At 64.1% G+C, this 12237-nt stretch carries 11 protein-coding genes and 1 pseudogene; 7 read left to right on the top strand and 5 right to left on the bottom strand.

Features of this window, described 5'->3' with window-relative positions; all coding sequences use genetic code 11:
* The first annotated feature begins 194 nt into the window (after nucleotides 1-194).
* Both EN993_RS22195 and EN993_RS38360 read left to right on the top strand, forming a co-directional pair.
* Nucleotides 195-893 (top strand): type 1 glutamine amidotransferase, encoded by a 699-nt coding sequence (locus tag EN993_RS22195; RefSeq protein WP_127264835.1) that lies wholly within the window; start codon nucleotides 195-197, stop codon nucleotides 891-893.
* Nucleotides 894-1189: 296 nt separating this feature from the next.
* Entirely contained in the window at nucleotides 1190-1321 is a 132-nt protein-coding gene (locus tag EN993_RS38360) for a hypothetical protein (protein WP_274533732.1), read from the top strand.
* A gap of 56 nt (nucleotides 1322-1377) precedes the next feature.
* Here EN993_RS38360 and EN993_RS22205 read toward each other — a convergent pair whose 3' ends face one another.
* From EN993_RS22205 to EN993_RS22215, 3 genes are read right to left on the bottom strand one after another with little or no spacing between them, the layout of a single operon-like run.
* Complete coding sequence (locus EN993_RS22205; protein WP_127264828.1) at nucleotides 1378-2187, bottom strand: metallophosphoesterase; 810 nt, start codon at nucleotides 2185-2187, stop codon at nucleotides 1378-1380.
* A gap of 36 nt (nucleotides 2188-2223) precedes the next feature.
* Nucleotides 2224-3360, bottom strand: a complete 1137-nt coding sequence (locus EN993_RS22210) for an alpha-hydroxy acid oxidase (RefSeq protein ID WP_127264829.1) — start codon at nucleotides 3358-3360, stop codon at nucleotides 2224-2226.
* A 19-nt stretch (nucleotides 3361-3379) separates the two neighbouring features.
* Complete coding sequence (locus tag EN993_RS22215) at nucleotides 3380-4183, bottom strand: FCD domain-containing protein (RefSeq protein WP_126067947.1); 804 nt, start codon at nucleotides 4181-4183, stop codon at nucleotides 3380-3382.
* 209 nt (nucleotides 4184-4392) lie between these two features.
* Here EN993_RS22215 and EN993_RS22220 point away from each other — a divergent pair, with 209 nt between their 5' ends.
* The 4 genes from EN993_RS22220 to glcF all read left to right on the top strand — a co-directional run bounded on the left by EN993_RS22220 (nucleotide 4393) and on the right by glcF (nucleotide 9967).
* Entirely contained in the window at nucleotides 4393-5715 is a 1323-nt protein-coding gene (locus tag EN993_RS22220) for a DUF3422 family protein (protein ID WP_127264830.1), read from the top strand.
* Between the two features lie 146 nt (nucleotides 5716-5861).
* Complete coding sequence (locus EN993_RS22225) at nucleotides 5862-7358, top strand: FAD-linked oxidase C-terminal domain-containing protein (protein WP_109670003.1); 1497 nt, start codon at nucleotides 5862-5864, stop codon at nucleotides 7356-7358.
* Between the two features lie 66 nt (nucleotides 7359-7424).
* Nucleotides 7425-8630: a glycolate oxidase subunit GlcE gene (glcE, locus tag EN993_RS22230; protein WP_127264831.1), complete on the top strand. Its 1206-nt coding sequence runs from the start codon at nucleotides 7425-7427 to the stop codon at nucleotides 8628-8630.
* A gap of 11 nt (nucleotides 8631-8641) precedes the next feature.
* Nucleotides 8642-9967: a glycolate oxidase subunit GlcF gene (gene glcF, locus EN993_RS22235; protein WP_127264832.1), complete on the top strand. Its 1326-nt coding sequence runs from the start codon at nucleotides 8642-8644 to the stop codon at nucleotides 9965-9967.
* Between the two features lie 15 nt (nucleotides 9968-9982).
* Here glcF and EN993_RS22240 read toward each other — a convergent pair whose 3' ends face one another.
* Both EN993_RS22240 and EN993_RS22245 read right to left on the bottom strand, forming a co-directional pair.
* Nucleotides 9983-10903, bottom strand: coding sequence for a bifunctional 5,10-methylenetetrahydrofolate dehydrogenase/5,10-methenyltetrahydrofolate cyclohydrolase (locus EN993_RS22240; protein ID WP_127264833.1), 921 nt, complete (start codon nucleotides 10901-10903; stop codon nucleotides 9983-9985).
* Between the two features lie 270 nt (nucleotides 10904-11173).
* Nucleotides 11174-11920, bottom strand: a complete 747-nt coding sequence (locus EN993_RS22245; RefSeq protein ID WP_127264834.1) for a L,D-transpeptidase — start codon at nucleotides 11918-11920, stop codon at nucleotides 11174-11176.
* Between the two features lie 214 nt (nucleotides 11921-12134).
* On the opposite strand from EN993_RS22245, the pseudogene EN993_RS37900 reads away from it, so the two are divergent.
* Nucleotides 12135-12237: pseudogene (locus EN993_RS37900) on the top strand (DNA-3-methyladenine glycosylase I); the annotation flags it as partial.

Below are 12237 nucleotides of genomic sequence, written 5' to 3' on the forward strand. Positions count from 1 at the left end.
GTCTTCGTCTCGGGATCGTGGATGATACCGCGATTGCCGGTGAACAGCCCGCGCTCGGGCACGGCGTGGATGGCGCCGAACGGATCGACCCGGTTTTGCAGTGGCATAGCTTTCTCTCCGAACGCGCATCTTGGCTGCAATGCTGACGGCATGGTATCGCTCGTCACATCTTTTTCATGTCAGCAGGGTTTTTCATGCGGGTGCTGGTGGTCCAGAACTACGACAATACCGGCCTTGGCCAGGTCGGCGCAGCACTTGCGGAGGCGGGCGCAGATCTCGATCTGCGCCTCCCTTACAAAGGCGATCCCCTGCCGGATGACGCGGCCGGGCATGACGCCATGGTGGTGCTCGGCGGTGGCCAGAATGCGCTGGCCGACGATGAGTACCCCTATTTCCCGGCACTGCTCGAACTGACCCGCGATTTCGCTGGCAAGGACCGCGCCGTGCTCGGCATCTGCCTCGGCAGCCAGCTCGTCGCCCGCGCCTTCGGCGGCGAGAACCGCATTGGCGGCGCTAACGAGTTCGGCTGGCACGGCGTCTCGCTGACGCCGGATGCCAAGGACGATCCGGTGCTGGCTCAGTTGCCGGAGAAATTCCCGATCTTCCAGTGGCACGACGACACCTTCGTGCTGCCCGAGAACGCCGTGCGGCTCGCCGGCAACGATGTCACCGAGAACCAGGCGTTCCGCGTCGGCCGCGCCGTCTACGGTTTCCAGTTCCATTTCGAGGCCGACCGGCAGATGGTGCAAGACTGGAGTTCGTCCTTTGCCCCGACCATCGCCGCGCGCCATCCCGACTGGGCCGGCAAGCTCGACGGCGAAATGGCCCGCAACGGGCCCGACGCTGACGCTGCCGGCCTGGCCATTGCCCGCGCCTGGGTAGCGACCATCTGAGAACACCCATCCCTTGGTGCATGGCCGCGTGACATAATTGGCACGCGGCGGTGAATCCGCCTGGGGAAAACGCCTTTCATCCTTGGTTTACGTCCGCCCGCCAGCCTAGAAGGCGCGCGCTCTGCATCTTCGGTGCAACCGCGATGAACCTTTTGTGTGACCCGCGCGACACACCGTTGATACAGAACATGCCTAGAAGCGCGAAATCGTCGAAACTTTGAAGCGAATTCTCCGTTTCAACGCATTGGTAACCGCCTCGTGCACAGATGCAGAAAGCTCAACAAGAGATGACGTCCGTGAAAGCAGCGCTTCTGTCCTTTGCCATGGTATCCGCCATCGTGCTGTGCGGCCTCGGCATTTATGCCGCCGACGCAGCCAACAACCACAACGCCGTCGACGGCTACGGCGTCACCGCCTCGCTTCGCTAAAAGCCGGGGCTGCGCCACGAGCCGGAGCGTCTTTGGCGTCCTCGGACGCGCAGCGCTCAGGCCTCTTTTATCGTTCCGGGTTCCTTGATCGTCCCAGGCTCCTTGATCGTCAGTGTCAGGATGCGTTTGTCCGGCCCGTCGACGACGAGCGCGCTCAGCATGCCGGATTGCCAGGCGAGCGTGTCGACATTCACGCGGTTGGCCATCACTTCCGCCTCCGGCACCGGCGTGTGGCCGTGCACCACGATCTTTGGATAAAGGCCGGGGTGGTTGTGGAAGACGTCACGGATCCAGATCAGATCCTGCGGGTTTTGCCTTTCCAGCGCGATGCCGGGCCGGATGCCGGCATGGCAGAAGAAAAAGTCGCCCAGTGTCTCCGAAAACGGCAGCGACCGCAGGAAGTCGATGTGGCTTTGCGGCACGGCCTCGACCAGGGCCTGATGTCCTTTGCGCACGGCGGACTCGGCCTTGCCGAACCACACGCTGGTGCCTTCACTGATCGCCACGCCGTAGGACTGCGCCGTCTGGATGCCGCCAAACCGGATGAAAAGCCCGTCCGGGTCGGGGGTCTTGAGAAAATCGAGAAAGCCGATGTCGTGGTTGCCGGCCAGCATCAGATGGCGCGGGTCGCGCTCTCGCGCTTCGATCAGGAAATCGATGACGCCCTTTGAGTCCGGCCCGCGGTCGACATAGTCGCCAAGATGGATGACGCGCCAGTCGGCAGGCGCTTCCTGCTCGATCTCGGCCTTGATGCGCTGATGCATGGCGACCAGCAGGTCGAGCCGGCCGTGGACGTCGCCAATGGCATAAAGACGCACACCTTCCGGCCCATGCGCGTCGAGAAAATGGATGCCGGGTTCTGCCAATTTTCCGTTGTCTCCGTGGTTAGGCGGTCACGGGACTTAGCGCCGGAGCTGGTCCTTGCCCATGTCGGTGACCAAACGCTTTCCGCACAGCGCCAGCGTGATGTCCATCTCCTTGCGGATGATTTCCAACGCCTTGGTAACCCCTTCCTTGCCGAGCGCACCCAGCCCGTAAAGAAATGGCCGGCCGATATAGGTGCCCTTGGCGCCGAGGCAGAGCGCCTTCAGCACATCCTGGCCGGAGCGGATGCCGCCATCCATGTGCACTTCGATCCTGTCACCGACAGCGTCGGCTATTTCTTCCAGCGCCATGATCGATGACGATGCGCCGTCGAGCTGGCGCCCGCCATGGTTGGAAACGACGATCGCGTCGGCGCCGGTCTTGGCCGCCATCAGCGCGTCCTCCTTGTCGAGAATACCTTTCAGGATCAGCTTGCCGCCCCAGCGCTCCTTGATCCAGGCGACATCCTTCCACGACAGATGCGGATCGAACTGCTCGTTCGTCCATGAACCCAGAGATGAGACGTCGCCGACACCCTTGGCATGACCGACAATGTTGCGGAAGGTGCGGCGCTTCGTGCCGGCCATGCCCATCCACCAACGCGGGCGCATGGCGATGTTGGCAATGTTGGCCAACGTCATCTTGGGCGGCGCCGACAAGCCGTTACGGACATCCTTGTGCCGCTGGCCGAGAATCTGCAGGTCGAGCGTCAGCACCAAAGCCGAGCATTTCGCCGCCCTTGCCCGGTCGATCAGATTAAGCACGAAGTCCTTGTCGCGCAACACATAGAGCTGGAACCAGAACGGCTTCGTGGTTACCGAGGCGACATCCTCGATCGAGCAGATGCTCATCGTCGACAAGGTGAACGGCACGCCGAATTCTTCCGCTGCCTGCGCCGCCAGCATCTCGCCATCGGCGTGCTGCATGCCGGTCAGGCCGGTCGGGGCCAGCGCCACCGGCATTGCCACCTTTTCGCCGATCATGGTCGATTCCAGCGAACGGTTGCTCATGTCGACCAGCACGCGCTGGCGGAACTTGATCTTGCCGAAATCCTCCTCGTTGGCCCGGTAGGTGCTCTCGGTCCAGGCGCCGGAATCGGCATAGTCGAAGAACATCTTCGGCACGCGCCGGCGCGCGAGGTCCTTGAGGTCGGCGATGGTCAGGATTTGGCTCATGGGCTTCCCGTTTCGATAGCTAGGAGCGTTTGCGTGCAGGTTCGGTATCGGTGGCGTCGACGCGCTGTTTCAGCCTCAGTCGCGAGACGCGCTGCCAGTCGCCGCTGCGCTCGGCCTCCGCCATCGACCGTTCGACATAGGTGATGTGGTCCATCGCTGCTTGCCGGGCAGCGGCCGGGTCGCCGGCCTTCACCGCCGCATGGATTGCCCGGTGCTGCGCAAGCAGCGCCTCGCGCGCGCCGGGCACGGTGAACACCAAGAGCCGGTTCTGGAACACGCCTTCCGACAACAGCCGATAGCAGGAGCGCAGCGTGTGCAAAAGGATGATGTTGTGCGCGCATTCGCAGATCGCATGATGGAACTCGACGTCGATTTCAGCCTCGTCATCGAAGTCGCCGGTCCGGTGCGCATCGTCCATGCGTGCCATGATCTTGTCGAGCAGCGCCATGTCGTCTGACGTGGCGCGCCGCGCAGCGTATTCAGCCGCCACCCCTTCGATCTCGCGGCGGTATTCCAGATAGTCGGTCACAGCCTTGCGGTGCATCGAGATCAGGTCCGTCACCGGCTTGGTGAACAGCTGGCCTATGACATCGGCGACATGCGTGCCACCACCCGGCCTCGTCGTCAAAAGGCCGCGCCCTTCGAGCGCCTTCAGTGCGTCGCGCAGGATCGGCCGCGACACGTCGAACTGGCGTGCAAGCTCGCGCTCGCCCGGCAACCGGTCGCCGGTGCGCAGTACGCCTTCGAGGATGAGGCTCTCGATCTGCTGCACCACCTCGTCGGCGGTGCGCGAATGCTCGATCCTGGAAAAAATATCGCTCAACTCGATGCCTGGAAGGTGAACCGGTGGGGCGCAGGATAAAGCCTGCGTCGCCAACTGGTCAAATTATTTATCCAATTGGCCGAAGCGTGTCGAATTTGCCGCCTGGCGTCATATCATCTTCGGCTAAACTTTGCTGTTTGCGTCATCCGGCCATTGGCTCTAGAGGGACGCGAGTGCAAGAGGGTTCAAAGAAACCCGGGGGACAAGCCGTGTCAGACGACCCGTCCAATCTCGAATTCCAGCCGCGCGCCAAGGGCAGCGTCATGGGATTTCCCGCGCATGAGGGCCGGCCCGGCGCGCTCGGCGAGGTCCATGCCCGGCCGCATCCGCTCATCGAAAAGCCGCGCGTCCTGGTGCAACTCGCCTTCATGACCGAGGGCGGCTCCGGCGTCGACATGGCCGTGCTTTCCGAACTGTCGCGACGCCTCGGCATCGCCGCACCCGACCGCCAGGCTCGCCACCACGCTATGAAATGGGGCAAGGGCTCGCTGCGCTGGGAGCGGCACACCGAATTCTCGACCTATCTGTGGGAAGGGCCGCTCTCCGAAAGCGGCAGGACGCAGGAGGATTCGCCCTTCGGCAACGGGTTTTCTCCCCCGGGAACAGTCATCTCCGGCATCCGGCTCGAAATTCGCAAGTGGACGCAAGCGAGCGAGCGGCTGATCGCCGGCTTCGATCCAACCAGCCTGTGCTACTCGCTGGTCGAGCGCGGCAACGCCGCCATCGTCACCGATTTCCGCCAGGATGGCGACGGCATGACGCGCATGCTGGTGCTCGATCGCGGCCTGACCCCGGCGCGCACCGGCGCGCTATCGCAACGGCTGATCGACATCGAAACCTACCGCACGTTGGCCATGCTCGGCCTGCCGCTGGCCCTGAACTTGTCCGGCCGCGCCCGCCGCATCGAGGACCGGCTGGCGCAGACCACGCTGGAGATGAAGGTCGCCGAGACCCGCGACAGCCAGACCTTGCTGGCCGACCTGACCGAACTTGCCGCGGAGTTGGAAGCGGACGCGGCGTCGAGCCTCTACCGCTTTGGCGCCAGCCGCGCTTATGACGGCATCGTGGTCGAGCGGTTGGAAGCGCTCGAGGAAGAAGCCGTGCCCGGCTACGATACCTGGGGCGGGTTCCTGCAGCGACGCGTGGCACCAGCCATGCGCACCTGCCGCTCGGTCGAAGAGCGGCAAGCCAATCTGTCGCGCAAGCTGACCCGCGCCACGACGCTGCTGCGCACCTGGGTCGATGTCGAGGTCGAGAAGCAGAACCGAGACCTGCTCGCCTCGATGAACAACCGCGCCCGCCTGCAACTGCGCCTGCAGCAGACCGTCGAAGGCCTCTCGGTCGCCGCCGTCTCCTATTATGTGGTCGGCCTTATCGGCTATGTCGCGAAGGGTGCCTCGATCTTCGGCCACGCCTTCGCGCCGGAGGTCATCACCGCCGCTTCGGTGCCTGTCGCCATCCTGCTGGTCTGGTGGGGCGTGCGTCGCGTGCGGCGGATGCATTCCGAACCCGGCAAGCTGGCGGGCGAATAGCAGAACAGGCAGACGAGGCAGCGGCAGATTGCCGCTGCGGAAGCCTGTCTCGACCATGAGGCTGGTTTCCCCACCCAGGCAGGATTTGCAACCGACGCGCTTCACTGGTAAAAGATTTTGACCAGTCAAGCGAAACGAGGCTGTTGATGTCCGGCCTAGCCATGCCGAAACCAGACGACGCCACGATGCGCCGGCGCGACGAGATCGTCGCCGACATGCGCATCATCGTGCCGGGCGAGGGCGTCGTCGACGCCGCCAATTCCATGCGCGCTTTCGAGAGCGATGGCCTGACCGCCTATCGGCAGCTGCCGCTGGTTGTCGTTTTGCCGCAAACGGTGGCGCAGGTTTCGCGCGTGCTGAAATACTGCAACGAGCGCAACATCCGCGTCGTGCCGCGCGGCTCCGGCACCTCGCTGTCGGGCGGCGCGCTGCCGCTCGAGGACGCGGTGCTGCTGGTCATGAGCCGCTTCAACCGCATCCTCGCGATCGATTTTCCCAATCGCACCGTCGTCGCGCAGCCGGGCGTCACCAATCTCGGCATCACCACCGCCGTCGAGCAGGAGGGCTTCTACTACGCCCCCGATCCATCCTCCCAGATCGCCTGCTCGATCGGCGGCAATGTCGCGGAGAATTCCGGCGGCGTGCACTGCCTGAAATACGGCCTCACCGCCAACAATGTGCTCGGCATCGAGATGGTGCTGATGAGCGGCGAGGTGGTGCGGCTCGGCGGTAGCCATCTCGATGCGGAAGGTTATGACCTGCTCGGCGTCATGACCGGTTCGGAAGGGCTGCTCGGCGTCGTCACCGAGGTCACCGTGCGCATTCTGAAGAAGCCGGAGACGGCACGTGCACTGCTGATAGGCTTTCCCACCAGCGAGCAGGGCGGCCAGTGCGTCGCCGACATCATCGGTGCCGGCATCATCCCGGGCGGCATGGAGATGATGGACCGGCCGGCGATCCACGCGGCCGAGGATTTCGTTCATGCCGGCTATCCCCTTGATGTCGAGGCACTGCTGATCGTCGAACTCGATGGGCCGGGCGTCGAGGTCGATCATCTGATCGGCCTTGTCGAGGCCATCGCCTACAAGAACGGCTCGACCACCTGCCGCATATCGCAGTCGGAGCAGGAGCGGCTGAGCTTCTGGGCCGGCCGCAAGGCGGCATTCCCGGCGGTCGGCCGCATCTCTCCCGATTATTACTGCATGGATGGCACCATCCCGCGCAAGGAACTGCCGCGTGTGCTGGCCGGCATGCGCGAGCTGTCGGAGAAATACGGCCTCGGCGTCGCCAATGTCTTTCATGCCGGCGACGGCAATCTGCATCCGCTGATCCTCTACGACGCCAATGTGCCGGGCGAACTCGACAAGGCCGAAAGCTTTGGCGCCGACATATTGCGGCTTTGCGTCAAGGTTGGCGGTGTGCTCACCGGCGAACACGGGGTGGGCGTGGAAAAACGTGACCTGATGCCGGAAATGTTCACCCAGGTCGACCTCGACCAGCAGATGCGCGTCAAATGCGCCTTCGATCCCAACCATCTGCTCAACCCGGGAAAAGTGTTCCCGCAGCTGCGCCGCTGCGCCGAACTCGGCCGCATGCACATTTCCGGCGGCAAACTGCCGTTTCCGGACATTCCGAGGTTTTGAGATGATGGCGCCTCAGAATGAAGGTTCCTCTCCCCCGCGAAGCGGGGCGAGGAACAAGGGTCGACCATGACCACCTTCACTCCAACCACGTCGGAAGAAGTCCTGTCCACCGTCGCCTGGGCTGTGGCGGAAGAATCGCCGCTGGAAATCCTCGGCCATGGTTCCAAGCGCGGTATCGGCCGGCCGCAACAGAGCGAACACACGCTCGACCTGTCGAAACTCTCGGGCGTCACGCTGTATGAGCCCGCTGAACTGGTTTTGTCGGCCAAGGCCGGCACGCCGCTGGCCGACATCGAGAAGCTGCTGGCGGAAAACGGCCAGCAACTCGCCTTCGAACCGATGGACTACGGCCCGCTGCTCGGCGGCGAGCCGGGAAAAGGCACGATCGGCGGCGTGCTCGCCGCGAACCTCTCCGGCCCGCGCCGGTTGAAGGCGGGTGCTGCGCGCGACCATATCCTCGGCATCAATGTGGTGTCCGGGCGTGGCGAGGCCTTCAAGTCCGGCGGCCGCGTGGTCAAGAACGTCACCGGCTATGACATGTCCAAGCTGATGGCCAACAGCTGGGGCACGCTGGCCGTGTTCACCGACGTCACCTTCAAGGTGTTGCCCGCCGCCGAGACCGAAGTCACGCTTGCCATCCGTGGCCTGCTCGACGACGCGGCTGCCGCCGCCATGGCCATGGCGCTCGGTTCGAGTGCTGAAGTGTCGAGTGCCGCCCATCTGCCGGAGCGGATCGCCGCGCGCGTCGCCGGCGGCAGTCTCGGCAACGATGCCGCCACGCTGCTGCGTGTCGAGGGCTTCGGCCCGTCGGTCGCCTATCGCATCGCCGCGCTGAAAACGCTGCTCGGCAAGGCCGGGCCGCTGGAGGAGATTGCCGGCGAAGCCTCGCGGCTGATCTGGCGCGATGTGCGCGATTGCAGGCCCTTCGCCGACAACAGCGAGAAACCGGTCTGGCGCGTTTCGATGACGCCGGGAGAGGGCCACCAGATGGTCCTGACGCTGCGCATGCAGGCCGCTGTCAGCGCCTTCTATGACTGGCAGGGCGGGCTGGTGTGGCTGCGCATGGAAGAGGGCGACCCGGAAGCCGCTCTGCTGCGGGGGTTGTTGAGGAAACATGGTGGCGGCCATGCGACGCTGGTGCGCGCGGCACCTTCCCATCGCGCCGCCTTGCCGGTGTTCGAGCCGCAGCCGCCCGCACTGGCCGCATTAGCGGCGCGCCTGAAGCAGGAATTCGACCCCAAGAACATCCTCAATCCCGGCCGAATGGCCTAGGATCCAACGCGATGCAGACCAATTTTTCGCTTGCTCAACTTGCCGATCCGCATGTCGCTGAGTCTGAAAAAATCCTGCGCAAATGCGTGCATTGCGGCTTCTGCACCGCGACGTGCCCGACCTATGTGACACTCGGCAACGAGCTCGATTCACCGCGCGGGCGCATCTACCTGATCAAGGACATGCTGGAGAACGGCCGTCCGGCCGACAAGGAAATCGTCACCCATATCGACCGCTGCCTGTCGTGCCTCGCCTGCGTGACCACCTGCCCGTCGGGCGTCAATTACATGCATCTGGTCGACCATGCCCGCGCCCATATCCAGGAGACCTACAAGCGGCCGCTGCTCGACCGCCTGACCCGCGCCATGCTGGCCTTCGTGCTGCCCTATCCCCAGCGTTTTCGCGTCGCGTTGAAACTGGCGAAGCTGGGCAAGCCGCTCATCGGCCTGTTCGAAAAAGTCCCGGCACTGAAGCCGCTCAGCGCAATGCTCAGGCTCGCGCCGGCCTCGATCCCGGCAGCATCGCCAAGCGCTTCACCTGGCATCCATGCCGGGCAGGGGGCGAAAAAGGGCCGCGTCGCTATCCTCACCGGCTGCGCGCAGTCGGTGCTCGATCCCGCCATCAACGACACGACGATTTCGCTGTTGACGCGGCTCGGCGTCGAGGTCGTGGTGCCGCAGGGCGAAGCCTGTTGCGGCGCGCTGGTCCATCACATGGGGCGGGAACAGGCCGCCCTTGCCTCGGCCAGACAGAATGTCGACGCCTGGACGCGCGCCATCGACCAGGGCGGTCTCGATGCCATCGTCATCACCGCGTCCGGCTGCGGCACCACGATCAAGGATTACGGCTTCATGCTGCGTCTCGAGCCGGCCTATGCCGACAAGGCCGCGCGCGTCTCGGCGCTGGCCAAGGACATCACCGAATATCTATCGACCCTCGATCTGCCCGAACCCGCGCGCAATCCGGGCACGGTGGTCGCCTATCACTCGGCCTGCTCGATGCAGCACGGCCAGAAGATCACCCGCCAGCCGAAGGAGCTGCTGGCCAAAGCCGGCTTCATCGTGCGCGAGCCGCGTGAAGGCCATCTCTGCTGCGGTTCCGCCGGCACCTACAACATTCTGCAATCCGAGATCTCGGCCAAGCTGCGCGATCGCAAGGTGAAAAACATCGAGGCGACGGGTGCGTCGATCGTTGCCACCGGCAACATCGGCTGCATCACGCAGATCGCCTCGGCCGCGAAGATGCCGGTGGTGCACACGATAAAACTGCTCGACTGGGCCTATGGCGGGCCAAAGCCGGAAGGTGTTCTGGAAGAGAGCCTGATCGCCGCGGAATAGGGTGCCGCCCCGGCGCTACTCCGCCGCGAGCCTGTCCGCTGTGCCGTAGGTCGCCTCATAAAGCGCGCGCTGGCGACTGAGTGCCACCATGGTGTTACGGAGCAGGATCGCCACCGTGATCGGTCCAACGCCGCCCGGTACCGGCGTGATCCAGGAGGCGACCTCGCGCACGCTTTCGGTGTCGACGTCGCCGACGATGCGGCTGGAGCCGTCAGGGCCGATTTCGGAATTGATGCCGATGTCGATGACGGCAGCGCCCGGCTTGACCATGTCGGCCTTGATCAGCCTTGGCTTGCCGACGGCAACGAACAGCGCGTCGGCGCGTCGCGCATGCGCGGCAACCGATCGCGTCATGTGGTGGCAGACCGTGACTGTCGCGCCTTCGCTCATCAGCAGGAAGGCGATCGGCTTGCCGACGATTTCCGAATGGCCGACGATTACGACTTCCAGCCCCTTGAGGTCGAGGCCGGTCTCCTTCAGCAGCTCGACCGACGCGGCCGCCGTGCAAGGCGCGAGGTCGAGCTGGTTGTAGACGATGTTGCCGATCGAAGCCGGGTGCATGCCTTCGACATCCTTGAGCGGATGCACCGCCGCCTGCAGCGTCCTGATCGGGATATGCACTGGGACCGGTCGCTGGATGATGATGCCGGTGACGCGCGGATCGGCGTTCAGGCCGTGAATTGCCGCTTCCAGTTCTCCGGCGGTTATGGTGGCGGGAAAGCGCCGTTCCTCGAAATCGATACCGGCGAGTTGTGCCTTGGCGCGCTGGTTGCGCACATAGACATCCACCGCAGCGGTGTCGCCGACGGTGATCGAGATCAGCTTGGGCGGAAATCCCTCGGCTTTGGCAATCGCGGCGTCCTCACGGACGGCGGCGATGATGCGCTGGGCAACCGGGCCGCCCTTGAGGTAGCGGCTGTCATCGGACAGGGGCATGAATGAACTCTCTGGCTGGAACGTGCCGCCGAGATAGCAAAAGAATACAGCGAAGGGCAGCATGAAAGCGAACCGCTGTGCCCTTGGCGCGACGTTCAGGCGCAGTCTTGCCTGCTGTCAGGCCAATTTTACTCGAAAACGGAAAGGGCAGCGCGGTTTCCCGTGCTGCCCTTCCTGACCGGCCGCATCCCCATACGGCCCGTCCCCCGTATCCCTAAACTAGCCTCGAAAAGCGGACTGCTTTGCCGGCCAAGTGATTCGCAAGGATTATTATATCACCTCGACCGTGGTTCCGACATTGACCCGCTCATAGAGGTCGACGACGTCCTCGTTGCGCATGCGGATGCAACCCGATGACACCGCGCCGCCGATCGTCCATGGCTGGTTGGTGCCGTGGATGCGGTACTCGGTCGTGCCGAGATAGAGCGCGCGTGCACCAAGCGGGTTCTCCATGCCGCCGGCCAGATAGGTCGGCAAATAGCGGCCCTTGGCGGCCTCGCGCTTGATCATCTGCGCCGGCGGGCGCCAGTCCGGCCACTCGCGCTTGTTGGTGATCTTGTGCGTGCCCGACCATTCGAAGCCCGGCTTGCCGGTGCCGACGCCATAGCGCCGTGCCTTGCCGTTCTTCTCGACCAGGAACAGGAAATTCTGCGTGGTGTCGATGACGATCGTGCCCGGCTTCTGCCCCCCGTCATAGGCGACTTCCTGCGGCAGGTAGATCGGGTTGATCTGAGGACGTGCGACCATGCGCTTGGCCGGTGCCTGGACGCCCGCCGTCTGCACCCGGTCGGGCTGCGCCGGTTGCGCGGTGCGCAGGCGCGGCTGCTGCTGCACGGCCTGGCGATTCTGCCGGACGATGCCGGGCGCGCGGCCAAGCTGCAGCACCCAGGGTGCGGAAAGGTCGGGGCTCACCATCACCGGCGGCCGGTCGGCATAGCGGTCGCCGGCTGTGGAGGGCGTGACGCCGGCGGCAAACACAGCCACCGCGCCGAGCACGGGAAACAGAACTGTCTTCATCGGAACGCACCTTGATCGTCTGATACAAACGGGTGGAAACGCCCGCCCGGTTCGGCGATCATTGGCGTGGAAGCAGCAACCGAAACATGAATCGGAATGCGTAAAATGCGCAAGTGTCAGTAAACCTTTTGGTGTGGTTACCGCCGGGTTCAGGAATCTGGTAAAGCCGCAGTAAATGCAGCGCAAAAGCGCATTAACGAACGGATTTTGGCTTATGGACAAGGAAAACACCGGCCTGCTCGCCGGTCCCGACGGTGTCGCGCGCTGCTTCTGGCACGGCAATCTGCCGGACTATCTGCACTATCACGATCATGAAT

It is taken from the genome of Mesorhizobium sp. M7D.F.Ca.US.004.01.2.1 (assembly GCF_003997785.1).
GTDB lineage: Bacteria > Pseudomonadota > Alphaproteobacteria > Rhizobiales > Rhizobiaceae > Mesorhizobium > Mesorhizobium loti.